General features: G+C 71.7%; 21 protein-coding genes and 1 pseudogene. 8 read left to right on the top strand and 14 right to left on the bottom strand.

Annotated elements, in window-relative coordinates; genetic code table 11:
• Nucleotides 1–148: 148 nt before the first annotated feature.
• From ACFYZQ_RS32410 to ACFYZQ_RS32395, 4 genes are all read right to left on the bottom strand, one after another.
• Nucleotides 149–1,447, bottom strand: a complete 1,299-nt coding sequence (locus tag ACFYZQ_RS32410; RefSeq protein WP_389155537.1) for a phosphatase PAP2 family protein — start codon at nucleotides 1,445–1,447, stop codon at nucleotides 149–151.
• Between the two features lie 355 nt (nucleotides 1,448–1,802).
• Nucleotides 1,803–2,105 (bottom strand): Sec-independent protein translocase subunit TatA, encoded by a 303-nt coding sequence (tatA, locus tag ACFYZQ_RS32405; protein WP_389155534.1) that lies wholly within the window; start codon nucleotides 2,103–2,105, stop codon nucleotides 1,803–1,805.
• A 43-nt stretch (nucleotides 2,106–2,148) separates the two neighbouring features.
• Nucleotides 2,149–3,864, bottom strand: a complete 1,716-nt coding sequence (locus tag ACFYZQ_RS32400; RefSeq protein ID WP_389155531.1) for an LCP family protein — start codon at nucleotides 3,862–3,864, stop codon at nucleotides 2,149–2,151.
• Between the two features lie 592 nt (nucleotides 3,865–4,456).
• On the bottom strand, nucleotides 4,457–4,819 hold the full coding sequence (locus tag ACFYZQ_RS32395; protein ID WP_389155528.1) for an ArsR/SmtB family transcription factor: 363 nt from the start codon (nucleotides 4,817–4,819) through the stop codon (nucleotides 4,457–4,459).
• 299 nt (nucleotides 4,820–5,118) lie between these two features.
• On the opposite strand from ACFYZQ_RS32395, the gene ACFYZQ_RS32390 reads away from it, so the two are divergent.
• The gene (locus ACFYZQ_RS32390; protein ID WP_389155525.1) at nucleotides 5,119–6,342 is read left to right on the top strand and encodes a GNAT family N-acetyltransferase; all 1,224 of its coding nucleotides are present in this window, start codon (nucleotides 5,119–5,121) and stop codon (nucleotides 6,340–6,342) included.
• Here the strand turns inward: ACFYZQ_RS32390 and ACFYZQ_RS32385 are convergent.
• Nucleotides 6,332–7,276: an FAD-dependent oxidoreductase gene (locus ACFYZQ_RS32385; protein ID WP_389155522.1), complete on the bottom strand. Its 945-nt coding sequence runs from the start codon at nucleotides 7,274–7,276 to the stop codon at nucleotides 6,332–6,334. The genes ACFYZQ_RS32390 and ACFYZQ_RS32385 overlap by 11 nt on opposite strands.
• 139 nt (nucleotides 7,277–7,415) lie before the next feature.
• On the bottom strand, nucleotides 7,416–7,664 hold the full coding sequence (locus tag ACFYZQ_RS32380) for a hypothetical protein (RefSeq protein ID WP_389155519.1): 249 nt from the start codon (nucleotides 7,662–7,664) through the stop codon (nucleotides 7,416–7,418).
• Nucleotides 7,665–7,910: 246 nt separating this feature from the next.
• Between ACFYZQ_RS32380 and ACFYZQ_RS32375 the strand changes: the two genes are divergently transcribed.
• Entirely contained in the window at nucleotides 7,911–8,399 is a 489-nt protein-coding gene (locus ACFYZQ_RS32375; RefSeq protein ID WP_389155516.1) for a MarR family winged helix-turn-helix transcriptional regulator, read from the top strand.
• Nucleotides 8,396–8,842, top strand: a complete 447-nt coding sequence (locus tag ACFYZQ_RS32370; RefSeq protein WP_389155513.1) for a MarR family transcriptional regulator — start codon at nucleotides 8,396–8,398, stop codon at nucleotides 8,840–8,842. The genes ACFYZQ_RS32375 and ACFYZQ_RS32370 overlap by 4 nt, the downstream gene beginning before the upstream one ends.
• Nucleotides 8,843–8,846: 4 nt before the next feature.
• On the opposite strand, the gene ACFYZQ_RS32365 is transcribed toward ACFYZQ_RS32370, so the two are convergent.
• Nucleotides 8,847–9,260, bottom strand: coding sequence for a GNAT family N-acetyltransferase (locus ACFYZQ_RS32365; RefSeq protein ID WP_389155510.1), 414 nt, complete (start codon nucleotides 9,258–9,260; stop codon nucleotides 8,847–8,849).
• Between the two features lie 222 nt (nucleotides 9,261–9,482).
• Nucleotides 9,483–10,886, bottom strand: a complete 1,404-nt coding sequence (locus tag ACFYZQ_RS32360) for a PepSY-associated TM helix domain-containing protein (protein WP_389155507.1) — start codon at nucleotides 10,884–10,886, stop codon at nucleotides 9,483–9,485.
• 132 nt (nucleotides 10,887–11,018) lie between these two features.
• On the opposite strand from ACFYZQ_RS32360, the gene ACFYZQ_RS32355 reads away from it, so the two are divergent.
• A complete protein-coding gene (locus ACFYZQ_RS32355; RefSeq protein WP_389155504.1) occupies nucleotides 11,019–11,663 on the top strand; it encodes a peptide deformylase in 645 nt (214 codons plus the stop codon).
• Nucleotides 11,664–11,941: 278 nt separating this feature from the next.
• Here ACFYZQ_RS32355 and ACFYZQ_RS32350 read toward each other — a convergent pair whose 3' ends face one another.
• Nucleotides 11,942–13,372: a dihydrolipoyl dehydrogenase family protein gene (locus ACFYZQ_RS32350; protein WP_389155502.1), complete on the bottom strand. Its 1,431-nt coding sequence runs from the start codon at nucleotides 13,370–13,372 to the stop codon at nucleotides 11,942–11,944.
• A gap of 119 nt (nucleotides 13,373–13,491) precedes the next feature.
• On the opposite strand from ACFYZQ_RS32350, the gene trxA reads away from it, so the two are divergent.
• Nucleotides 13,492–13,872, top strand: coding sequence for a thioredoxin (gene trxA / locus ACFYZQ_RS32345; protein WP_388794032.1), 381 nt, complete (start codon nucleotides 13,492–13,494; stop codon nucleotides 13,870–13,872).
• 24 nt (nucleotides 13,873–13,896) lie between these two features.
• On the opposite strand, the gene ACFYZQ_RS32340 is transcribed toward trxA, so the two are convergent.
• From ACFYZQ_RS32340 to ACFYZQ_RS32330, 3 genes are all read right to left on the bottom strand, one after another.
• The gene (locus ACFYZQ_RS32340; RefSeq protein WP_389155500.1) at nucleotides 13,897–15,342 is read right to left on the bottom strand and encodes an aldehyde dehydrogenase family protein; all 1,446 of its coding nucleotides are present in this window, start codon (nucleotides 15,340–15,342) and stop codon (nucleotides 13,897–13,899) included.
• Nucleotides 15,343–15,433: 91 nt separating this feature from the next.
• Nucleotides 15,434–16,468, bottom strand: coding sequence for a LacI family DNA-binding transcriptional regulator (locus ACFYZQ_RS32335; RefSeq protein ID WP_389155497.1), 1,035 nt, complete (start codon nucleotides 16,466–16,468; stop codon nucleotides 15,434–15,436).
• Nucleotides 16,469–16,548: 80 nt separating this feature from the next.
• Entirely contained in the window at nucleotides 16,549–17,229 is a 681-nt protein-coding gene (locus tag ACFYZQ_RS32330) for a TetR/AcrR family transcriptional regulator (RefSeq protein ID WP_389155495.1), read from the bottom strand.
• A 105-nt stretch (nucleotides 17,230–17,334) separates the two neighbouring features.
• On the opposite strand from ACFYZQ_RS32330, the gene ACFYZQ_RS32325 reads away from it, so the two are divergent.
• Nucleotides 17,335–17,892, top strand: a complete 558-nt coding sequence (locus ACFYZQ_RS32325; protein ID WP_389155492.1) for an NAD(P)H-dependent oxidoreductase — start codon at nucleotides 17,335–17,337, stop codon at nucleotides 17,890–17,892.
• 196 nt (nucleotides 17,893–18,088) lie between these two features.
• Here the strand turns inward: ACFYZQ_RS32325 and ACFYZQ_RS32320 are convergent.
• Nucleotides 18,089–18,217: pseudogene (locus tag ACFYZQ_RS32320) on the bottom strand (LLM class F420-dependent oxidoreductase); the annotation flags it as partial.
• Between the two features lie 286 nt (nucleotides 18,218–18,503).
• On the opposite strand from ACFYZQ_RS32320, the gene ACFYZQ_RS32315 reads away from it, so the two are divergent.
• Together ACFYZQ_RS32315 and ACFYZQ_RS32310 are read left to right on the top strand one after the other, a co-directional pair.
• Entirely contained in the window at nucleotides 18,504–19,427 is a 924-nt protein-coding gene (locus ACFYZQ_RS32315) for an alpha/beta hydrolase (RefSeq protein WP_389155675.1), read from the top strand.
• Nucleotides 19,428–19,491: 64 nt separating this feature from the next.
• Nucleotides 19,492–20,496 (top strand): helix-turn-helix domain-containing protein, encoded by a 1,005-nt coding sequence (locus tag ACFYZQ_RS32310; RefSeq protein ID WP_389155489.1) that lies wholly within the window; start codon nucleotides 19,492–19,494, stop codon nucleotides 20,494–20,496.
• A gap of 4 nt (nucleotides 20,497–20,500) precedes the next feature.
• Here the strand turns inward: ACFYZQ_RS32310 and ACFYZQ_RS32305 are convergent, their stop codons facing one another.
• Nucleotides 20,501–24,487 (bottom strand): molybdopterin-dependent oxidoreductase, encoded by a 3,987-nt coding sequence (locus ACFYZQ_RS32305; protein WP_389155672.1) that lies wholly within the window; start codon nucleotides 24,485–24,487, stop codon nucleotides 20,501–20,503.
• Nucleotides 24,488–24,493 lie beyond the last annotated feature (6 nt).

Raw genomic sequence — 24,493 nt, 5'->3', positions numbered from 1 at the left:
GGCAGCCCGCAGGCCGTTTCCGATCACGTGCAACGCTAGGCGCTGGGATGATCTTGTGCGTCACCCGTCGATACGACGCCGGAGATCCGTCGCAAGTACTACTACCCTGTCGGCATGGGCAGTTGGACCTACGTCGTGAGTGCCCTTCTCAGACCGGTTCGGGTTGGGCCTCCGGCTGTCGCACTGGTGCGAGCCGCGGTTCCCACGACCTGGTGGTCCGTACGAAGCCGTAGATCACCGAGGTCATCGCCAGAATGAGAAGCGGGCCGAACAGCCACGGTTGTTCGGCCATCTCGACGGGCAGGAAGCGGTACGCCAGCAGGAGCGCGGCGAAGACCGTCGTGCCGTGAGCGACCAGCCGGATCCCGGCCCGGTCCCAGCCGCGGTCGAGCGAGCGGAGCGCTGCCTCGATGGTGAGCGCGAACACCACCCCGGCGACCAGATCCGCGCCGTAGTGGTAGCCGAATCCCAGTGTCGCCGTGAGGGTGGCGATCAGCCAGAACGCGCCCGCGAACCGCAGGAACCTCGGGCCCTTGCGGGTGTGCAGGAAGATCGCGGTGGCCCACGCGGTGTGCAGGCTGGGCATGCAGTTGCGCGGGGTGATCTCGTCGTAGGGCATGGGGTGCGGGTTGTGGGTCGGCGGCGGCGTGTGGGGCCACAGGTCGGCCACCGCCCAGTGCAGCCCGCCGGTGCCGGAGGCACCCGGGCCGTAGGCGAAGACTGGTCCGACCATAGGGAAGAGCATGTAGATGCCCGGCCCGAGGAGGCCGATCACCAGGAAGGTGCGCACCAGATGGTGGCGCGGGAAGCGGCGCTCGGCCGCCACGTTGCGCAGCTGGTACAGCGCGACGACGACCGCGGCCACCGCGAGCTGACCGTAGACCAGGTGGAGGAGAAGGGGGCCGATCGGGTCGGTGGCCCCGACGATCCGGCCTGCCAGCCACGACGGGTTCCCCAGTGCGTGATCGGCGGTCGCCACGTACTGGTCGAGCACCATCGGGCGGGTCCTGGACGTGATGAGCAGCCAGGTGTCACCGGTCTTGCGGCCGGTGACCAGCAGCAGGCCCAGCCCGACGCCCTTCAGCAGCAAAACACGTTCCTGACCGGTGCGGCGTGTGACGGCGATGACCGCACAGCCCAGCATCACCCACAACGCCCCGTTGCCGAAGAAATGACTGCCGCTCGTCCTGGCGCCGATCGCCCACCGCACCAGCACGAAGGCGGCGTCGACGCCGATCGCGGCAGCAGCCGCGATGAACCGTTGCCGCCAGGTGAGCACCACCATCATCAAGGCCATACCGCCGTACAGCGGCCCCGGCTTGGGGGCTAATACCACCTCTCTCACCTGATTGGTGATCGGCCCCGGCTGGCCGCAGTAGCGACGTGCGGCCATCTCCAGCGCGACGAGGATTCCGAGGGCCGCCACACCCGCTGTGACCCACAGCATCGCTCGCGGCTGACGCCAGGCAGTCCACCCGTTTGTGCCGTTTATTCGTGAAAACACCCGTGACGCTCCAGACATCCATCGTTCTCCGACTCCGCCATCAGGGTGGTGCGAACGGCATGGCGGAACGCTCGGGACGGGCGATGACCCATCGCCCGTCCCGAGCCCTACTTGAGCAACCCCTGAAATGTCCGCGTGAAGACGACCGACGTCGTGGACCGGGTAACCAGGTGGAGGCCGCGCCGCCCGGTGTGCGCGCGGCAGCGTCGTACGTCTGACGCGGGGACCACACCGTCGCCGACGAGCCTGCGGTACGGCTTCGACATCGCCGGCCTCCGACCGGCGGGGCGGGCGGGCCTCAGCGAGCCGTCTCGGCCTCGACCGCGCTCTCGGTGGGGGTGGCGGAGTGTCGAGCGGTGCCGTCGACCTTCATGGCCTTGGCCTCGCTCTTGAGGATGCGCATGGACTTGCCCAGACCACGGGCGGCCTCGGGCAGCTTCTTGGAGCCGAACAGCAGGATCATGACGATGGCCACGATCAGCAGGTGCCAGGGTTCCAGCCCGTTGCGGAGCATCCCGCCCACCCCTTCTTCATGCTTCACGCCGACGGCGGTGTGGGCCAGACGTGCCACACCTACCGCCATGATTGCGACATCGCGCAACTGTACAACCCTGTGCCGGGCCGGTCGCCCCCCGGCCGCCTGGTCAGCTGTCGGAGTCCGGCTTGTTCCTCGCCGCGGCGTACGCCTGGGACGGTGTCATGGCGACGCCGTTCAGGGAGACGGTCTTGTACGGGCTGACCTTGGCGCAGGTCTTGGCCTGGTCGGCGGTCTGGGCGTGGGCGCCTCCGACCGCGGCCTTCGTGTCGGCCGGGGCGGACGAGGACGCGCCGCCCGGGTAACGCGTGCCGCTCGGCCAGTCGCCGCCGACCACCAGGGTCAGGCCCGTGCCGGTGCCCTGCTTGAGGTGCGAGGCGGACAGGCCGAGTGTCTTGGCGACCGTCTGTGCCTGTGCCTTCTGGCCGGTGCCGTAGGTCAGGGTCGTGGTCGTGGCGGGGCTCGGGGCGTTGGCGGTGGTCGTGCCGGAGTTGAAACCCTGGTCCGTGAGGGCGGTGGCGACGGCGGAGGCGCGGCCGGTGATGGTGGTGCCGTTCTCCACCGTCACGGCGATCTGCGAGGCGGGCACGGCCGGGGCGGTGGCCGTCGCTTCGGCGGTGGCGGAGGCGGCCGCGGATTTGTTGCCGGAACCGGTCGTCAGTGACTGGTCGTTGGCCATGGTGGTGAAGAGGGTCCTGGCTCCTGGGCCCACCACCACACGTTCCTTGTTGGTCGGGTCGGGGGCCGTCTGCATCGTCGTGAAGGTCATGCGCCTGGTGGGGACCTTGTTCACGTCTGCGGCGAGCGATATCAGCTTCTTGACGCTGTCGAGTCCGTCGTCCACGGTCAGCGCCTTGGTCGCGGCGTCGGCGAGATCGTAGACGGCGGCCGGGTCGGTGAGCGTGCCCGCGCTCTTGAACTTGCGGATCATCGCGCTGAGGAAGATGTGCTGGGAGACCGTACGGCCCAGGTCGCTACCGTCACCGAAGCCGTGCCGGGAGCGTACGAACTCCAGTGCCGCGACGCCCTTGAGGGTGTGGGTGCCCTTGGACAGCTTCAGGTGCGAGTAGGTGTCGTAGACGTCGTCGCTCACGCACACGGAGACACCGCCGACCGCGTCGGACATCTTCACCACACCGGAGAAGTCCAGCTTGACGAAGTGGTCGATGGGGATTCCGGTGAGCTGGTGCACGGTGGCCACCTGGCAGGCCGGGCCGTACTCCAGCGCGCTGTTGATCTGCCCGTAGTAGCCGGGCGTGGACTGGCCGGTCGCGCTGTCCGTGCAGGCGGGAACCTTGGTCATGGTGTCCCGGGGGATGCTCATCACCGTGGCGTTGGAGCGGTCGGCGGATATGTGCACCACCATCTCCACATCCGCGTTGCTGCCCGTCTGCACGCCGGTCTTGGAACAGCCGCCGCCGAGCTTGCAGTCCGCCTTGCTGGTCCGGCCGTCCGAGCCCATGACCAGGATGTTGATCGGCGTACGGCCGAACGCGTCCGCCTTCTCGGTCCCGCCCTTGCCGTCCAGCGACACGCTGTTGATGTTGCCGTTCAGATGCTCGTAGAACCACCAGCCGGCACCGGCGGTGATCATGACGAGGACGGACAGGGTGATCGCGGCTGTCTTCAGAAACCGCCTGCCGCGTCCCACCGGGCGGTTCCGGCGCCGCGACCTCGAGCCGCCGCGCGAGTGGGAGGCCGCCCTGGCCGCGGCCCTGCCCCCCGGTGGGCGGATGCCGTCGGCCCGGGACCTGGGTTCCCCGGGCAGCCGGGTGGTGCGGCCGCGTGTGGCCTGGCCGGCCGTGCCGTCCCACGGGTCGCTCATCTACCACTCCCATGAACGGTCGGGCCCGTCAGGCCGGGCCGTCGGGTGCGGCCGGGCGTGCGCGGCGGTGTACGGACGAGCGAGGCACTGCTCCGCTCAGTTGCGTGATTGCGCAATCTAACAAACAGGGGCCCCGAGCAGCACGTTTCTCACCCGATTCACAGCTGAGGCATCGCATGCGCCTAGGAACAGGACGCGTCCCGGTGCGGGCCCGGTGGATGGTGGCAGCGTACGTGATCGGGAATCCTCGGAGGGCGGCGGTACTCACGCTCAGGAGCCGGCCGAGGAAGTCTTCGGGGAGACGGGCGCCTGCACTGGCGGGGGCGTGCCGTCCTGCGGGGTGTTGGCAGCACGCACGATGACGTACAGCGCCAACACGAGGACCAACAGTGAGATCCAGCGCCGACGCCTCCGCGCCCCGGAATCGGACATGACTCGTCTCCCTGCACCCAGGTTCGCCCAACCCCCTTGTACCGCAGGGCGGGTAAGACCTGTGTGAGGCGGCGCGCGCCTGGGTATGTCCGCGGCTCACCGCGGCAGAGCGGCGCCGGAAGCCGGCGTTCCCGCGTCCTGCCCCGAGGCCGTGGTGGGCTCAGCCACCGATCCCGCGCAGCCGGTGAACCGGGGCGGGGTCGTGCCGGGAGCGCGCGGTCAGCTGACCGACCATCACCCGTACCAGCGTCAGGACGTCGGGGTCGTCCACGTAATAGACCTGGCGCCGGCCTTCGCGTCGCGAGCGGACGAGTCCGGCGAGCTTCAGCTTGGCGAGGTGCTGGCTGACCGCGGGCAGTGCGCCGCCCACCCGGTCGGCGAGGTGCGTGACATCGCTCTCGCCCTGGGACAGGGCCCACATCAGGTGCAGCCGGGCGGACGAGGCGAGCAGCCCGAACGCGGCAGCGGCGGCCGCCAGCACCTCGGCGGGCGGGTCCTCCAGGCCACTGGCGTTCTCCGTCACAGCCCTCTCCCGTTCCGCCCTGTTCACTGTCGACGCACGTGTGCCCACCCATAGTAGGCGCGGGGTCTCGGCGGCCGGTGGCTCAGTCCTCGGAGGAGTGCGGGCGCGGAACACGGGTCGCGTCACATCCTGCACCTGGGGGCGCCGGTCGTGCCCCCTCTGTTGCACCTCTGCTCCCCCTGTACGGCGCCGAGTTGATCGGTAGGATTCAGCCGCGGCGTACGGGGCCGGTTCCCGCGGACATCGACACGGTCGCTGTGAAAACCTGTGCGTTCCAGACATCTGGTCGAGCGGAACGGATGCTCATGACTGAGTGGTCCACCCGGGCGGCGCGCCCGGCCGATCTGGTCCAGCTTCCCGCCTTGCTCGCGGACACGTGTGACCCGGCTGTCATCCCGTCGCCGGAGCACCTCGCGAACGCCATTGCCTGTGATCTGGTCCGGGTGGCCGAATCCGACGGAAGTGTAGTCGGCTGCATCGTCACGGAAATGCCTTCGCCCGGGCACGCACGCCTGTCGGTGATAGCTGTCCGGGACGGGATGCGCCGCCAGGGCATGGCCTCGCGACTGCTGGCCGAGATGGTGAGAGGGATCCCTCAGCAGCCGAACGAACGGCCGCTGATCTCCGTCGTGGTGAGAACCGAGGAACTGGCCCTGGCCCGGCTCTTGCTGCAGGGCGGCTTCATCGGTACCCGGGTCATCCGTACCGGCCCGGTGAACGACTCCGTCCATATCCACTACCAGTACAAGTTGCGCGTCGAATACATAGACCCGGACGCACGGCATCTCGTGCCCGTCGACGCGCGGGAGCAGCTCATGGAGTCCCTGGCTCCCGCCGACCACGCCGTGACCGCACTGGTGACGTTGACCGGTGCACCGGCATTCGAAATCGCCCGGTTCGAGCAGGATGATCCGGCGACCCTCCAGTCCGGGGAAGCCGCCGCCGGTATCGCCTTCTCCGGTTCCATACTCGCCGCCATCACCTTTCTCCTGGGCTTCGCCTTCGTGTCGACCCGGTTCCCCGACGACGTACGCCTGCTGCTCATCGCGGCGACGTTCAGCACGGTGCTCTCGCTGATCGTCTACGCGAGTGCCTCCGGCGAACTGGCTCGGATCCGCTCCAACTCCTTCGGGCGGATCATGAAGTGGGGAAACGTGCTGTCCGAGTACGGCGGCGTGTTCCCCTTCCTCATTTCGCTCCCCGTCACCTACGCGCAGGTCAGCGACGAGCCGTGGACGACCATGGTCCTCGCTGTCCTGATCAGCGCCGCAATCGCCTGGTACGAGCGGTCGGAGTTCTCCATCGCCTACCGGTTTCGTCGGAGCCGGAGCGAAGTCACCTTGATGGCGCTCACGGCGATCTCGCCGACCGTCGGTGCGGGGCTGGTGGCCGCACATGCCGTCAGCTGGCCGTGGACCACCGTGCTGACCGCGACGCTGGCGGCCCGGACCTGGCTGTATCTGTTCCGCCGGGGTGCGGAGAGCGGTATCGCGGAGCGCCGTCAGTGGCAGATCAGGGAATGAGCCCCAACGCGGCATGAACTCGTTGCGCGACATCACGGGCGCATGCCCATGACAGCGTCAGTCCGGCTCCGCCATGACCGTAGTTGTGCAGCAGCAGCGCGCCCTCGCGCGGCTCGTCGATGAGCCGGACCCTCGAACGGGCCGGCCGCAGCCCGACCCGGTGTTCGAGTACCCGGGCGCCTGCGATCGACGGCTCCACTGCGGCGCAGCGCTCGATGATCTCCCGGGCCGCGGTCCTGTCGGGCCGCAGATCCCAGTTGTCCCGGTCCGATGTCCCCCCCAGGACCACCACATCGGCGTGCGGGAAGATGTAGGTGAGCTCCTCGGCCCCAGGTGTGTCGTCGCAGAAGAACGAGCGGATCCCGGGGTTCTCGATCACGACGAGCTGGCCACGCACCGCCTCGACGGAAGGATCGTCAGCGAGGAACCGGGCTTCGGCGCCGGAACAGTTGACGACCACCGGCGCTTCACGCATCGCTTCTTCGAGCGTGTCGTAACGGTGATGGCGGATGTGCCCGCCGGCCTGCGCGAGCCGTCGCGTGAGGTAGTGAAGGTACTGGGGCATGTCGACGACGGGAGCGCGGTAGCGCCATCCGGTGACGAAGCCCGGGTGGAGCTCATCGGACGCACAAGCGTGTGCGCCCACCAAGCTGCCCCACTCCGGCAGGTCGCACGGAAGGCGGGACTCGTGGGTCCCCTCCACGAGGCGGACTCCCGTGTCCGCGTCGGCGCTCAGCGCGACCAGATCCGACAGGGTCACCCGGCTCCAGTGGGCGACCATGTCTGCCGGCTCCACGAGATACGGATCCCACATCGCGCCCGCGGCCGCCGAGGTCGTCGCACCGGGCGGCAGATCGGTGTCCACGCGTACGTCCACTCCGGATTCCGCCAGACACACCGCCGTGGTGAGCCCCGCGACTCCGGCACCGATCACCACCGCACTCTGCCGCAATGCTCGCCTCCGTCGTCAGGGCCTCCCCAAAGGCTACCCAACCTCCTGGCGCACCGCCGTTGCCGTGGTGTCGGCACGGCGTCCCGATCGCGGCGAACCGGCGGTGGCCCTCGGCGCGTCGTCACTCTGCGTTCCTCCTGCCACACGCGAAGATCATCCCCGAGTAGCCCTCACGCACGGCGGCCGAGGACCTCAGCCGCATGGTCCGCACGTCGTCCGCGAAAGGTACGAGGCTCTCGTACACCTCTCGTTCCCGAATGCGACGGCGAAGTGCGCGCCGGGAGTCAGCGCGCAGGAAACACTCGACGCCCAGGGCGAACTCCTCCTGGGACGCGGTCATCGATTCAGCGACGAAGAACATGGTTCCCATCGGCCATCGCCCCTCCCACCGCACCAGGTCGAACAGGTTGCCGGGCACCGCCCGGACGACGTCACGGAAGCGTGCCCACGTCGATGCCCGACGCCGCCGGCCATCCGGAGCAACCGTGGAAGTGATCGCGCGGGCTCAGGAGGATCCTCCACCCACAGGGCACACCAGGGGCGCATGGTGGCGTACGGCCGAGGCCGAGCGTGCAGATAGTAGCCATGTACATAGTAGCCATGTACTGTATGAGTCATGAGCAAGGGTTCCGAAGGAGCCACGCCCGGCTTTCTGGTGTGGCGTCTGTCCATGAAGTGGCGGGTCGCGGTCGACCGCGCAGTGGCCCCGCTGGGTCTCACTCATGCCCAGTACTCGCTGGTCGCATCGCTGCACGGCATGCATCGCTCGGGACTGCGGCCCAGCCAGCGCGAGCTGGCCGATCACACCGGCCTGGAACCGCTGTACGTGTCCAAACTGGCGCGCTCCCTGGAGTCCGCGGGACTGCTGGAACGTACCCGGGACCCCCGTGATCCACGTGCGGTGCGGCTCGCCCTCACCGGGCAGGGACGCGAGGTCACCGGGCGGGCCGTCACCGTCGTCCAAGGCCTGTTGCGGCAGCTGCTGGAGCCGCTGGGCGGGCTCGACAGCGCACGGGCCCGTGAGTTCACCCGCGACCTGACGACCCTGCTCGACGCACCGCTTGATCCATTCACCGCGCACGGCAATGAGACGGAGCAGTCATGACCACCAGCACACCCGTTGTCGACGGCCGCGTCATCGGCCTCGCCCACTACGCCTCGCGCGCCGTCCTCGAGCGGGTTCTCGCCCCCTACGGGGTCACCTTCCAGCAGTTCGTCACCCTGCGGCTCGCCGCCGTCGCGGACGGACCGGTGCGGACGGACGACCTCGTCGACGGGGTCGTCACCACTGTGAAGTCGCGCGCGGCCGACGTGCGCGCCACGGTGGAGGAACTGGTCGACGCCGGGCTGCTGGCCCCCGAGGAGCCGTTCCGCGTACGGGTCACCGACGCCGGACGGGGGCTGTACGCCAAGGGCTCCGCCGAGACCGCGGCCGTCGCCACCAGGCTCTACGCCGGCATCCCCGAAGAGGACCGGGCCGCCGCGGGACGCGTGCTCACCCTGGTCACCGAACGGGCGAACGCGGAACTGGCCGCCCTCGACGGGTGACGCATCACCGTTCGGGGCCTGGTTCCGGCACTGGACCGGGCCCTGTCACCGGCCGCACGGTCCGGCTCACCACCCAGTGGTGCTTGCCCAGGCGGCGGGTGCGTGCGAAGCCCCGGCTCTCGAAGAGCGCCAACGTCCCGTTGTACAGGAAGGACGCGGACACCGACCGGCCATCGGCGTCCTCCGGGTAGCTCTCCACGGAGCCCCCGCCGAGCCGGGCGATCTCACCGAGGGCGCCTTCCAGGGCGACCGCCGCGACACCCTTGCGCCGGTGGCCGCGGTGGACGAAGAAGCAGGTGATCCGCCAGTCCGGCAGTTCCGGGTCGCCCTGCAGGTAGGCCCTCCTGTGCTTGATGCGGGGCAGTTCGCCGGTGGGCCCGAACTGGCACCAGCCGACACAGGTCTCGCCGTCGTACACCAGGGCTGCGTGAGCGCGGCCCTCGCGGACCCGGCGCTCCTTCTCGGACCGGTTCCGTTCCGGTGACCTGTCCCGCCCGACCCCTCGGCGTGGAAGGCCATGCACCAGCAGCCGCCCCACACGCCGCCCTGGTCCTCGGCCAGGCGGGCGAAGTCCGGCCAGGTGGCCACGTCGAGCGGTCTCACGGAGAACATGTCCAACCCCCTGGCGCCCCAGGCCACTTCACGTCGTGGCACTCCCGTACGTCCGGCGCCCTCGGCGGTGCGCGATCTCGCCGAGGACGATGTCCACGGCCAGGAAGGCGGCCAGTGGTATGCCGAGCAGCGGGACGAACCAGCCGAGCACGGTGATCGCCGCCAGCGCCGGTACCAGGAGGTACGGGGGCACCTGCGCCCAGGCGCCGCGCGGTATCGGGCGGCCGAAGGCGGAGCCCCGGCCGCGCTGCCACCACATCCGGTAGCCCCACAGGATCAGCAGGATCAGGGCGAGCGCGAGCAGCGCGAGGGCGATCTGGTTGACGATCCCGAACAGGGTGCCGGTGTGCAGGTCGATGCCCCAGCGGGTCAGCTTGGCGAGCACCGGGTGGTCGTCGAAGCGCACCACGTCGGTGACGCGGCCGGTGGCCGGGTCCACGGCGACGGCATCCTGCTTCTCGGGCCAGCTGCGCTGGATCTGCTTGACGACGTAGGCCGAGTCCGCGTCCGCGGGCGGGACGATCTCGACCGGGTCGGTGAGGCCCTTCCCCCGCGCCGCGGCGAGCACCTTGTCGAGGCCGACGCCGTGCCCGGCCTCCCCTCCGGAGGCGGCGGCCGCGCCGTGGCCGGCGTGTTCACCGCTCGCCGTCGCCGACACCGAGGGGGTGGCCTGGCCCAGGGAGGTACGCAGCTCGTCGATGTTGGCACCGGCGTACGCCGACCACGTCAGACCGGTCGCCGACAGGAAGAAGAATCCGGCCGCCGCCCAGACGCCGACGGTGCCGTGCAGGCCGAGGGTGCGGCGCCGCCCGCTGGTGCCGCGCACCCCGCGCAGGGCGCGGCGCCGGGAGAACCACAGCACGAGCCCGCCGCCGGAGATCACCCACAGCCAGCTCGCCGCGAACTCGCTGTAGAGGCGGCCGGTGTCGCCGAGGTGCAGATCGCGGTGGAGTTCGTCGATCCAGGTGCGCAGCGGCAGCGCGCCGGTCGAGCCGTACTGCTCGAGCGCGCCGCGCACCTCACCGGTGTAGGGGTCGACGAAGACGGCGAGGGTGTGGCCGTCGCCGACGCCCTTGACGCCGGACAGCAGCACCCTGGTGGTCGCGTCCGCCTCCGGGGAGGGGCGCACGGCGGAGACCGTGCCCTCCGGGTGGGCCTTGCGGGCGGCGGTCACCTGCTGGGAGACCGGCAGCTTGCTCCTGCCGACCGGGACGGTGGTCTCGTGTGCGTAGAGGATCTTCTCGGCCTGGAACGAGCCGGCGTACAGCAGGCCGGTCACGGCCGCGACGAGCAGGAACGGCGCGACCAGCACGCCCGCGTAGAAGTGAAGGCGCAGGAACAGGGGACGGAGCGGGGCCGGGCGGCCTGGGGAGTGGGCCGGGGCGGGGTGTCGGGGGGCCTCGTCCTTGGTGGGCGAGGGAGCGGTGGACATCGGCGGGGCTCTCCGGGGTTTCTTCTCTCACTGTTGGTGGTCCAGTAGTCGGGGCGGCGGACGGGCGGGTTCCCCGCATCCGCAGTGGCGTGCGTCACGCGGGCCGGGCGGTGGGCGTGCGATCCTGACGTGATGGCATCTCCCTCCGGTCGTACGTCCCTTGCCGAGCAGGTCGAGGAACTCCTGGCCACCGACGGCCCGTTGCCGATCGTGGCCGCCGGCGACCCGGTGCTGCGGCGCCGCGCCGAGCCGTTCGAGGGCCAGTTGGGGCCCGCGCTGCTGGAACGCTTCGTCCGGGCGCTGCGCCTGACCATGCGGGCGGCCCCGGGGGTGGGGCTCGCCGCACCGCAGGTCGGGGTGGGGCTGCGGATCGCGGTCATCGAGGACCCGGCGCCGGTGCCGGAGGAGATCCGGCTGGCCCGTGGCCGGGTGCCGCAGCCGTTCCGGGTGCTGGTCAATCCCTCGTACGAGGGCGTTGGCAGCGGCCGGGCCGGGTTCTTCGAGGGCTGTCTGAGCGTGCCGGGCTGGCAGGCGGTGGTGGCCCGGCACGCCGAGGTGCGGCTGCGGGGGGAGGACGAGCACGGGCGGGTGCTCGACGAGGTCTTCACGGGCTGGCCCGCGCGGATCGTGCAGCACGAGACGGACCATCTCGACGGCACGCTGTATCTGGACCGGGCGGAGCTGCGGTCTCTGTCGTCGAACGAGTCGATGGCGAACCGCTGGAGCGAGCCGACGCCCGAGCGGGCCGCGCGGGAGTTGGGGTTCGAGCTGCCCTAGACCGTCCAGGCCGCTGGGGCTCCGCCCCCAGATCCCCGGCCTGTGCCCACCCACCACCCGTGCGCGCCGGATCGGAAGGCGCGGCTCTCCTCTCAGCCCGCCCGGCATCTCTCAGCCCGTCCGGCGTTTGAGGACGAGGCCGTCCAGTCCGAAGCGGGGGCCTGGGGGCGGCAGTCCCCGGCGGGGTCGAAGGGGCGGAGCCCCTGGGGACGGGAAGGGCAGGGGCGGCGGGGCGAGACACCTGAGGCCCACACCCGCGCCGCCCCGCTCGGGTGAGCTCAGCCCCGGTACGCCTCCAGCAACCGCAGCCACACCTCGCTGAGCGTCGGGTAGGACGGGACCGCGTGCCACAGGCGGCTGACCGGGACCTGGCCGGCGACCGCGATGGTGGCCGAATGGATGAGTTCGCCGACGCCCGGGCCTACGAAGGTGACGCCGCGCAGGATCTCGGCCTCGAGGTCGACGACCATGCGGGCGCGACCGCGGTAGCCGTCGCCGTACAGACCCGCCCCGGCGACCGAGGAGAACTCGACGTCGACGGCCCGGACCCGGTGCCCGGCCTGCTCCGCCTCGGCGAGGGAGAGGCCGACCGCGGCGGCCTCGGGGTCGGTGAAGACGACCTGCGGTACGGCGTGGTGGTCGGCGGTGGCGGCGTGGGCGCCCCAGGGTTCGGAGTCCGGGACGGTCCCGCCGGAGGCACGGGCGGCGATGGCGGCGCCGGCGATGCGGGCCTGGTACTTGCCCTGGTGGGTGAGGAGGGCGCGGTGGTTGACGTCGCCCACGGCGTACAGCCAGTCGCTGCCGTTCACCCGCAGGCTGTCGTCGACGTCCAGCCAGGAGCCCGGCTCCAGTCCGACGGTGTCGAGGCCGATGTCGTCGGTGCGCGGAGCGCGGCCGGTGGCGAAGAGGATCTCGTCGGCCTCGATGCGGTCGCCGGAGTCGGTGACCGCCACGACGGTGCCGTTCTCCCGGGTCACCGACTCCACGGAGGTGCCGGTGCGGACGTTGACGCCCGCCTGGCCGAGCGACTCAGCGACCAGTTCACCGGCGAACGGCTCCATGCGGGACAGCAGGCCCTTGCCGCGGACCAGTACGGTGACCCGCGAGCCGAGGGCCTGCCAGGCGGTGGCCATCTCGGTGGCGACGACACCGCCGCCGACCACGATCAGCCGGCCCGGCGCGGACTTCCCGCTGGTGGCCTCCCGGCTGGTCCACGGCTTCACCTCGGCGAGCCCGGGCAGGTCCGGCAGTCCGGCACGGGTGCCGGTGCACACGGCGACGGCGTGCCGGGCGGTGAGGGTCGTGAGCCCGCCGTCGGGACCGGTCACGGTGACCGTGCGGGGCCCGGCGAGCCTGCCGTGGCCCCGGTAGAGGTCGGCGCCGATGCCGTCCAGCCAGCCGACCTGGCCGTCGTCCTTCCAGTGCGAGGTGTACTCGTCCCGCCGGGCGAGCACGGCGGCGGCGTCGAGCGGCCCCTGTACGGCCTGGCTCAGGCCGGGCAGGCGGCGGGCGTCGGCGTGGGCGATCACCGGGCGCAGCAGGGCCTTGCTGGGCATGCACGCCCAGTAGGAGCACTCGCCGCCGACCAGCTCGCTCTCCACGACCGCGGTGGTCAGCCCCGCCGCCCGGGTGCGGTCGGCGACGTTCTCCCCCACCGGGCCGGCACCGAGCACCACGACGTCGTAAGGGATGGATTCCGTTTCCGTCATGGGCACAGTCTGGTCGGTGGTGTGCCGGGGGGCCACATGGGTAGGCGGCCGGAATATGTACTCAGAGGGCCGTGTTTTGCCCACGGCTTCGCCCCCCATGTCGAGGAAGAGGTAGACGCATGAGCAGCACCGTGGAGCTCACCAAGGAGAACTTCGACCAGACGGTCACGGACAACGAGTTCGTCCTGATCGACTTCTGGGCGTCCTGGTGCGGGCCGTGCCGTCAGTTCGCGCCCGTGTACGAGAAGGCGGCCGAGGAGAACCCCGACCTGGTCTTCGGCAAGGTGGACACCGAGGCCCAGCCTGAACTGGCCCAGGCCTTCGGCATCCAGTCGATTCCGACCCTGATGATCGTCCGTGACCAGGTCGCCGTGTTCGCCCAGCCGGGCGCGCTGCCCGAGTCCGCCCTGACGGACGTCATCGGGCAGGCCCGCAATCTGGACATGGACGAGGTCCGCAAGAGCATCGCCGCCCAGCAGGGTGAGGCCCAGGGCGAGTAGCCCCGGGCTGATTTCGGAACATCCCTAGAAGGGGTACGCCGCCACGTCCCCGCGCACCGTCGTCCAGCGCACCTCGGTGAAGGCCTCCAGGTTGGCCTCGCCGCCGAAGCGGGCACCGGTGCCGGAGGCGGCGATCCCGCCGAAGGGGGCCACGGCTTCGTCGTTGACCGTCTGGTCGTTGATGTGCACGATGCCGGTCGGGATCCGCTCGGCCAGGTCCAGGCCCCGGGCGGTGTCCCGGGTGACGATGCCCAGGGAGAGCCCGTACGGGCTGTCGGCCGCCAGGGCGGCCGCCTCGTCGGCGGTCCGGAAGGAGCGTACGGGCGCGACGGGACCGAACACCTCCTCGGCGTACGCGGGGGTGTCGTCGTCGACGCCGGACAGGACGGTCGGCCGGTAGAAGAGCCGGTCGTGGACACCGCCCGCGGCGAGTTTCGCGCCGCGGGCGGTGCTCGTCTCCACCAGGCCGTGGATCTTGGCGAGCTGGCCCTCGTCGATGACCGGGCCGAGGTGCACCTGATCGCGGTGCGGGTCGCCGACCGCGAGGGAGTCGGCCTTGGCGGCGAGCCGTTCGACGTACTCCTCGTAGAGGGAGGCGTGCACCAGGTGGCGGCCGGTCGTCATGCAGATCTGCCCCTGGTGGAAGAAGGAGCCCCAGGCGGCCGTGGAGATCACCGCGTCGAGGTCGGCGTCCTCCAGCACGACCAGGGCGGAGTTGCCGCCCAGTTCCAGGTGCGCGCGCTTGAGGTGACGGCCGGCCGCCTCGCCGACCGCGCGGCCGGCCGCGGTCGACCCGGTGAAGGAGATCACCGGCACACGCGGGTCCTCGACGAGGGCGGCGCCGACCTCGGCCCCGCCCGGCAGTACATGCAGCAGATCCTCGGGCAGGCCCGCCTCGGCGAGGACGGCCGCGAGGGCGAGACCGCCGCAGACCGCGGTGCGCGGATCCGGCTTGAGCACGACCGCGTTGCCCAGGGCGAGCGCCGGGGCGACGGAGCGTATGGAGAGGATCAGCGGGGCGTTGAAGGGGGAGATCACGCCGACGACCCCGGCCGGGACCCGGCGGGTGTACGACAGCCGGGGCGCCTCGCTGGGCAGGACCTGTCCGGCGGGACGGGAGGCGAGGGCGGCGGCCTCGTAGCACTCCTGGGCGGCGACATGGAGCTCGAAGTCCGCCTTGCCGGGTATGGAGCCGGACTCGCGGACGATCCACTCGCGCAGCTCGTCCGCGTGCGCGGTGAACAGGTCACCTGCCTTGCGCAGCACCTGCGCGCGGACGAAGTGGGGGACGCGGGCCCATTCCCGCTGGGCGGCGCCGGCCACCCGTGCGGCCGCCTGGACGTCCGCGGGAGCGGCGAGGGTGACGGTGGCGAGGGAGTCGCCGGTGGCGGGCTCGGTGACGGCGTGCTGGGGTCCGGTCAGGGGGCGGGAGGTGCGGGACTGCCAAGTCTTCGGGTCGAGCAACGGCATGGCGGCTCTCCGTTCGCCGGAAGTGCATTTGGTTGAGCGAGCAACATCCTAGGCAACCGGAAGGCGGAACACGCGCCTTGGGGCCGAAAGATCAGCTGGAGTCCCGCTGCACCACGGACGCCCCGAGCACCTTGTGGGTCTCGGGCGCGGCGGAGGGGTCGCGCACCGCGCGGTCGACCAGTTCGGCGAGGTCGCGGCCGGAGGGCAGCTCGACGTGGACCGTGCTGAGCCGGGGCCGCAGCAGCCGGCCGAGCATCAGGTCGTCGGCGCCGATCACGGCCGTGTCCTCGGGGATCCGGACGCCTTCGTCCTGCAGGGCGCGCATCAGCAGCATCGCGTACTCGTCATTGTACGCGAACACCGCGTCGAGCCCCAACTCCCGCCACTTCTTGGCAAGTTGCGCGGCGGCCTGCTCGTCATGGGCGAGCGGGAGCCCGGTGACCGTGGCATCCGTGTCGCTGAGGGCCCGTCGTACGCCCTCCAGCCGGGGCCGGGAGAAGACCTCCAGGCCGGGTTCCTCGGGGACGACGACGCCGACGCGGCGCCGGCCACGGGCATGGAGGTGGCGGCCGGCGCAGTGGCCGACGCCCGTGTGGTCCATCAGCAGCGCATGGGCGCCCTCGACCCGCTCAGGTCCGAGGGTGACCACCGCGCGGGCACCGGCCCGCTTGAGGACGGCGACCCCCTCGGGGCCGAGGCCGGCGCCGGGCACCAGGACGGCGACGGGCCGCAGTTCGGCCCAGGCCCGGACGGCCTCGTCACCGTGCAGCCCGACGCTGCCGTACTGCACGACCGTGTAGTCGAGACGGCCGAGGGCCCACTGGAGTTCGCTGATGAACTGGCTGTAGAGCGGACCCACGGGCACGGCCGGGGCCGGCATCAGAACCATGCGGCTGTGTCCGGCGCGCAGACTGCGGGCCGCCGCGTGGGGCACGTAGCCCAGCTCCTTCGCGGCCTGGCGGACGCGGCGGCGCGTCGGCTCGCTGATCCGTACGGCGCTGGTGTTGTTCAGGACGTAGGAGACGGTCGCGCGCGAGACGCCGGCCAGGCGGGCCACATCGGCACTCGTGGGAACGGAGCGCGGTGCGGGCGACCCGGGCGAGGGCGAGTTGGGTTTCTGCACCATGACGTACCGCATCTTGGCAGAAGCCCCAGGGCGCGCGACGGGCGGGGGAATGTGGTTCATGGTTGGACGAACCTGGGCGGTCAGCGGGATGAGGCGGCACCCGTCACGCGGTCGACGAGGTCGGTCCAGCCGGCTTCCAGGCGTTCCATGGGCATCTCGCACTGCCTGGTCAGATGACTGATCAGCGCCGGGTCGAGATACGCCATCAGGGTCAGGGAGAGCAGCTCGCAGTCCGCGTCCGGCAGGATCTGCCGCAGCAGCACCATGACGTGCGCGCGCAGGGCCCGGACCGCAGGGTGGGAGAACCGGCGGGTCGGTTCCGGCTGGGCGGCCAACTGCAGATCCAGTCGCTCGGCCGAGTGACGGATCACCGCCACACCGAACGCCCTCAGCCGCTCGAGCGGCGGCGCACCGGGGCCCAGCGGCGGCGGCCCGCCGAGGAAATCGGCCTGCAGCTGTCCGGCCGAGTGGTCCAGCAGTGCCAGCAGCAGCCCGGTGCGGTCGCCGAAACGGCGGAAGACCGTGCCCTTGCCCACCTGGGCCGCCGCGGCCACCGCCTCCATCGTGACCCCGGCGACGCCGTGCTCCGCGATCAGCCGGGCCGCGGCCTGGAGCAGCTTGGCGCGGTTGCGGGCGGCGTCGGCGCGCAGGCAGGGCTCGTCGGCGGCGGAACCGACCTGCAGCAACCGGGGCTCGTCGAGGGACTCCTGGAGCTTCGGGAAGGGCGGCGGAGCGCTGGACATGAAGACAGCGTAAAGCATCCGGAAGAAAACTGGACCGTGGTCCGCTTAGAGTGGTAGAAAACTAAACGGACCTCGGTCCGGATCGTAACGACGCTGTTTCAGCCCCACCCCTGGAGTACCGCAATGTCTGTTCGCATCCTTGCGCTCGTCGGCAGCCTTCGCGCCGGTTCGCACAACCGCCAGCTCGCCGAGGCCGCCGTCAAGCTGGCTCCGGAGGGTGCCGAGGTCGACCTGTACGAGGGTCTGGCCGACATCCCCTTCTACAACGAGGACCTCGACGTCGAGGGCAGCGTCCCGGCCGCCGCCGCCAAGCTGCGTGAGGCCGCCGGGGCCGCCGACGCGTTCCTGCTCTTCTCCCCCGAGTACAACGGCACGATCACGGCCGTGCTGAAGAACGCCATCGACTGGCTGTCCCGCCCGTACGGCGCGGGCGCCTTCGGCGGCAAGCCCGTCGCCGTGGTCGGCACCGCCTTCGGCCAGTACGGCGGCGTGTGGGCGCAGGACGAGGCCCGCAAGGCCGTGGGTATCGCCGGCGGCAAGGTGGTCGAGGACATCAAGCTGTCCATCCCCGGCTCCGTGACCCGCTTCGCCGAGACCCACCCGGTCGACGACTCGGAGGTCGCCGCCCAGCTCACCGAGGTCGTCGCGCGTCTGCACGGCAACGTGGGCGCGGCCGCCTGATCCCGGTCGCTGCACCCCTGAGGGGCCGGAAGCCGTACGTGGGTTCTAGTGGTTGTCGCAACACCCCAGTTCAGGGGTGGCGATGGACTTCGAAATCCGGCGGGACCGGACCCCTCAAGGGCCCAGAAAGCTGAGCCGGGAGCGCGCGGCATACTCCCGGCTCATGCAGCAGGGCTACAGCAATCGGGAAGCGTGAGTGGTCCATGACCGAGAGCCGGCTGATGCCGGCCGCCTCGGCGGCGGCTCCGGCGGCGGCCGGTTCGGCGCCGAGCGCGGGCCCTCCCCCGGAGTGATCGAAGCGATTGATGTGCACGCCCACCCGCATGTACTTCTCCGTTCACTCGGACCGGCGTCGGCGGATCCGTCGTCGCGGTGAGACGCTGGGGCTTCGAGCGCTCTCCAAGTCAAGGCCGCGGGGTGGTCCGGGAAGAGGGGGCGTCGACCGGGCCACCCGCCGTACGGCGGGCAGGTTCCGCCGAACGGCGGCCTCCTCGCCGTGAGCGGCGCGCCGATGATGACCGAACGAGCCGCAGCACCCCGTGTGAGGAGAAGCCGTGCCGTCGACCCCGCCCCCGCCCCCGTTCGACCCGGAACTCGCCGCCGCCCTGGAGATGATCAGGGATGTGATCTCTCCGGGGCTCACCCCGGAGGAGATCGACACCGTCCGTCAGGGCCCGGGGATCGAGATGCTCGCCGATCTCGACCTCACCCTGGGCGGGGTGTTCGACGTGGAGGACCGTGCCGTACCGGGCCCCGAGGGGGCGCCCGACGTCTCCCTGCTGATCTGCCGCCCCGCCTCCCCGGCGGCCACCGGCCCGCTGCCGGTGATCTACCACGTGCACGGCGGCGGCATGATCCTCGGCAACAACAGGGTCGGCGTGGAGGGGCCGCTGGCCTGGGCCCGGGAACTGGGCGCGGTCGTGGTGTCGGTGGAGTACCGGCTCGCGCCCGAGCACCCGCACCCCGCGCCGGTCGACGACGTCCACGCGGGTCTGCTGTGGACCGCGGAGAACGCCAAGGAGATCGGCGGCGACCCCGAGCGGATCGTGCTCGCCGGAGCCAGCGCGGGCGGCGGCCTCACCGCGGCGCTGGCCCTGCTTTTGAGGGACCGCGGTGGCCCCCGCCCCCTCGGACAGATGCTGATGTGCCCCATGCTCGACGACCGCAACGACACCGTCTCCAGCCATCAGATGGCCGGCCTCGGCATATGGGACCGCACGGCGAACGAGACCGGCTGGGGCGCCCTCCTGGGTGAGAGCAGGGGCGGCCCCGACGTGTCCCCGTACGCCGCCCCCGCCCGCGCCACCGACCTCTCCGGGCTGCCTCCCGCCTTCCTCGACGTCGGCTCCGCGGAGACCTTCCGCGACGAGGTCGTCGCCTACGCCTCACGGATCTGGAGCTGCGGCGGCGTCGCCGAACTCCACGTCTGGCCCGGCGGCTTTCACGGCTTCGACGGCTTCGCCCCCCAGGCGGCCCTCTCCCAGGCGGCCCGCGCGGCCCAGCTGGAGTGGCTGCGCAGGCTGCTGGCGGAGTGAGGCGTCCGGTGCGGTCCGCACACCGGGGGCTGACCGAACCCGGCGCGTGCCGCACCATGGGGACATGAAGGAACTGGCCGGGCGCCTGGCCGCGCTTGATCCCGATGCCGGGGCCGCCGTCCAGGTCATCGCCTACTTCGACCGGCTGGTCGAGAGCCGGGCCGGACTGGAGGCGCTGGTGCGTGGTGCCGCCGTGCTGGCCGGGTGTCCCACGCGACTGGTCGACGAGGAGCGGCGGGTCGGACTGCGGGTGGAGCCCGACGGGCGGCGCGCGGACGTGCCGGGGGCGCCGGACCCGGGCTGGCTGTCCGCTCCGCTGGTGCCGGGAGGGCCGCCGGCGCTGTGGCTGGAGCGGGTGGCGGCCGAGCCGAGCGTGGTGGACGCGGTGGTGCTGGAGCGGGCCGCGGCGGCCGTGCGGGCGGTCCTGGACCGTACCCGGGGCCGAGCCCCCGCCACCCGGTACGACGATCCGGCGCTGGTGGAGACCGTCCTGGACGCCGACGCCGCCGAGCAGATACGGCTGCACGCGGCCCGCCGCCTCGGCCTCGACACCGCCGACCCGGCCGCACGGGCCCGGGTCGTCGCACCGGCCGACGGACCGCCCCGGATCGTCCCGGTGCCCGGGGACGTCGAGCCGTCCGCGGGGCGGATGGGCGTCGGCCCGGCCGTGCCGGTGCCGGAGCTCCCCCGGTCATGGGCCGCCGCCCGTACCGCGCTGCGGTTCACCAGCGCACGGGAACCAGGGCAGCGCGTCGTATGGGCCGAGGAGCTGGGCGGTGTGGCGCTGCTCGCCGAGCTGGTCGGGCCGGATGCCGAGCCGCCAGCCGACGTACGGGCGGTCGAGGCCGCCGCCGCGGACGCCCCCTGGATGCTGCGCACACTCCAGGCCGTCGCGTCGACGGCGAGCCTGCGGGCGGCCGCCGCCGAGGTCAACGTGCACCACTCCACGCTCCAGGACCGTCTCACCCACGCCGAACACCTGCTGGGCTGGCCGGTACGCACCCCGCAGGGCAGGTTCCGGCTGCAACTGGCCCTGACCCTGCGGCAGCTGGCGGAGACCAGCTCATGAGGGCTCAGTAGACGTCGCGCACGTACCGCTTGTCGGCGGTGAGTTGCTTGACGTACGCCGTCGCCTCGTCCTCGGTCAGTGCGCCGTGGACCATGGCGATGTCCTTCAGGGCGCGGTCGACGTCCTTGGCCATGCGGGAGGCGTCGCCGCAGACGTAGAGGTGCGCGCCGTCCTGGAGCCAGGACCACAGCAGTGGGCCGTGTTCGCGCATCCGGGTCTGGACGTAGACCTTGGCGCGCTGGTCGCGGGAGAAGGCGGTGTCGAGGCGGGTGAGGGTGCCCTCGGCGAGGAAGGCGGTCAGTTCCTCCTCGTAGTAGAAGTCGGTGGCCCGGTGCTGTTCGCCGAAGAACAGCCAGTTGGGCGCCCGGTGGCCGCGGGCCCGGCGCTCCTGGAGAAAGCCCAGGAAGGGGGCCACGCCGGTACCGGGCCCGACCATCACCATGGGGGTGGCGGGGTCCGCGGGCGGGCGGAAGTGCGGCGAGCGCTGGACGTGGACGGGTACCGGGGTGCCGGGTTCGGCGTCGGCGAGGAAGGGGGAGCAGACGCCTTGGCGGGCGCGGCCGTACAGGTTCTCGTAGCGGACGACGGACACCGTCAGCGACACCAGGTGGGGGTCGGTCAGCGGGCTGGAGGAGATGGAGTACAGGCGCGGCCGCAGCCGGCCCAGCACGTCGGCCCAGCTCTGCGCGTCGGCGCGGATGCCGAACTCGGTGACGACGTCCACCGCCTGCCGGCCCCAGGACCACTTCGCCAGCTCGCCCTTGTTGTCCGGGCGCAGCAGCTTGCGCAGCCCGCGCGGGTCGCGGGCCCGCTCGGCGACGAAGCGCAGCAGGTCGGTGCCGACGCGGGTGATGTCGAGGTGGCACAGGAAGGCCTCGCCGAGGGGCACCTCGCCCGCGCCGTCGACCCGTACCACCGCCTCCGCGTCCAGACCGGTGACGGCGAGCCACTCCGCCACGAGTCCGGGTGAGTTGAGGGGCCGTACGCCCAGGGCGTCGCCCGCCTCGTACACCACGGGCTGCTCGCTGTCGCGGGTGTCGAAGGTGAAGCGGCGGACCTCCTTGCCCGCGCCGGGCAGGCTGAGCAGCCGGTTGCCGGTCAGGCGGGCGGTGACCGGGGCGGGCTTCTTCCTGACGGGCACGGCGACCGGGGGCGGGGGCGCCGCAGAGTCCTGCAGGACGGTGAGCACCTGGTCGAGCCACACCTGGGCGGCGGACTCGTAGTCGGGTTCGCAGTCGGTGCGCGGGGCCAGGCGGACCGCGCCCAGTTCGTCCAGGCGCCGGTCCAGCCGGCGGCCGTGCCCGCAGAAGTCGTCGTAGGAGGAGTCGCCGAAGGCCAGTACCGCGTAGCGCCGGCCCTCCAGGCGTCCGGCGTCGGGCGCGGCCAGGGTGTCCCAGAAGCCGGCTCCGTTGTCGGGAGCGTCGCCGTCACCGAAGGTGCTGGTGATCAGCAGCAGATCGGCGTCGGACGGCAGCGTGGTGAGGTCGGCCTGGTCCATGGCGACGAGGGAGGCGGCGTGCCCGCCGGAGGTGAGGCGGTCGGCGGTGGCGGCGGCGAACTCCTCGGCGTTGCCGGTCTGCGAGGCCCAGAGGATCACGACACGGCGGCCGGCGGCGGGCGGCTCCGCCTGCGGGGTGGTGGCGGTGACCCGCGAGTACATACCGGCGAGTGTGCCGTTGACCCACAGGGCGTGCTCGGGGCTGAACGGGGCGTCCGGGGGCAGCACGGGAACGCCGGGGGCGCCGGCGGGGATGCCGGCGAGGAAACCGACCAGGTACTGGCGTTCGCGGTCGGTGAGGACGGGCGGCGGGGCGGGGTCGAGCCCGAAGACCGCGGCGGCGGACGGCTGTACCGCGGGCGGCATCACGACGGCCGGTGTCTCCGCGCGCGGCGGACGCACGCTCACCGGCGCCGCCACCTTGGCCAGCGACACCGCGCACACCTTGAACTCGGGCTGGAAGGACAGCGGATCGACGGCGTCGTTCGTGACCGCGTTGACGCTGAGGTACTCACCGAAGAGGTCGTTCCAGTGGAAGGGCGCGAAGCAGCAGCCGGGCCGCACCCGGTCGGTGACGACCGCGGGCAGTACGGCACGCCCGCGCCGGGAGGCGACCTCGACGGAGTCGCCCTCGGCGACGCCCAGGGCGGCTGCGTCCTCGGGGTGCACCTCGACGAAGGGACCGGGGTCGAGCTTGTTCAGCTTGGGCACCTTCGCCGTCTTGGTGAGGGTGTGCCACTGGTGCTGGACCCGGCCCGTGTTGAGCACGAACGGATAGTCGTCGTCCGGCATCTCGGCGGGCGGCAGGTGCGGGCGGGCGTGGAAGACGGCACGACCGGTGGCGGTGGGGAAGGTGAGGCCGCCGTCCTCGTTCACGTACCGGACGGGGTTGCGGTCGGGGCCTTCCGGGGTCGGGGCGGGCCACTGGACGGGGGTGTCACGCAGCCGCTCGTAACTGACACCGCGCAAGTCGTAGCCGGTAACCGGGTTGTGGGCCCGTTTGATCTCCTCGAAGACCTGCTCGGCGCTGTCGTAGGAGAAGCCGTGTTCGTAGCCCATGGCCCGGGCTACGGCGGCGATGATCCGCCAGTCGGCGGTGGCCTCTCCGGGCGGGTCGACGGCGGGCCGGGCCAGGGTGAGATTGCGTTCGCTGTTGACGAGGACGCCCTCGGTCTCCGTCCACAGGGCTCCGGGCAGGACGACGTCGGCGTACGCGTTCGTCTCCGTGTCGGTGAAGACGTCCTGGGTGACGACGAACTCGGCGGTCTCCAGGCCCTCGATGACGGTGCGGCGGTTGGCGACGGACGCGACCGGGTTGGTGCAGATGATCCAGCACGCCTTGATGTCGCCGTCGGCCATCTTCTGGAACATCTCGACGGTGCCCCGGCCGACGCCGTCCGCGCGGACGGTGCCCGGGGGCAGCTCCCACAGCTCCTCCGCGAAGGCGCGGTCGGTGTCGGAGAGGACGGACCGCTGACCGGGCAGGCCGGGGCCCATGTAGCCCATCTCCCGGCCGCCCATGGCGTTGGGCTGGCCGGTGAGGGAGAAGGGGCCGCTGCCCGGGCGGCAGATCTTTCCGGTGGCGAGGTGCAGGTTGACCAGGGCGTTGGTGTTCCAGGTGCCGTGGGTGGACTGGTTGAGGCCCATCGTCCAGCAGCTGGTCCACTCCCCCGCCTCGCCGATCAGCCGGGCCGCCTCGCGGATGTCGTCCTCGGCGAGGCCGGTGAGCTCGGCGACGGCGGTTGGCGGGTAGTCGGCGAGGAAGCCGGGCATCGCCTCCCAGCCCTCGGTGTGGGCGGCGATGAAGTCGGGGTCGGTGTGCCCGCCGACGTGCAGCAGGTGCAGCAGGCCGTTGAGCAGCGCGAGGTCGGTGCCCGGCCTGATCTGCAGGAACAGGTCGGCCTTCGCGGCGGTGGCGGTGCGGCGCGGGTCGACGACGATGAGCTTGGCGCCGGCCGACTTCACCCGTTCCATCATGCGCAGGAAGAGGACGGGGTGGCAGTCGGCCATGTTGGAGCCGATGACCAGGAACACGTCCGCGCGGTCGAGGTCCTGGTAGGAGCCGGGTGGGCCGTCCGCGCCGAGCGACAGTTTGTAGCCGGTGCCCGCGCTCGCCATGCACAGCCGGGAATTGGACTCGATCTGGTTGGTGCGGATGAACCCCTTGGCCAGTTTGTTGGCGAGGTACTGGGCCTCGAGGCTCATCTGTCCCGACACGTAGAGGGCGACCGCGTCGGGCCCGTGCTCGTCGACGATCGCCCGCAGCCGCCGCGCCGTCTCCGCGACCGCCGCGTCCAGCGGGGCCGGCACCGGCTCCTCGCCGCGCTCGGGCCGGATCAGCGCCGTGGTCAGTCGCCCGGGGGCGGCGAGCATGTCGGCCGTGGTGGCGCCCTTGGTGCACAGCCGGCCGAAGTTCGCGGGGTGTCGCTTGTCGCCGGACGCCTTCAGGACCGTACGGCGCCCGTCCGGGCCCCTGCCGATGTCGAGAACCATGCCGCA

Origin of the sequence: Streptomyces sp. NPDC001843 (genome assembly GCF_042891955.1) — a bacterium.
Lineage (GTDB): Bacteria > Actinomycetota > Actinomycetes > Streptomycetales > Streptomycetaceae > Streptomyces.
This window is presented reverse-complemented; position numbering and strand designations above follow the sequence as displayed.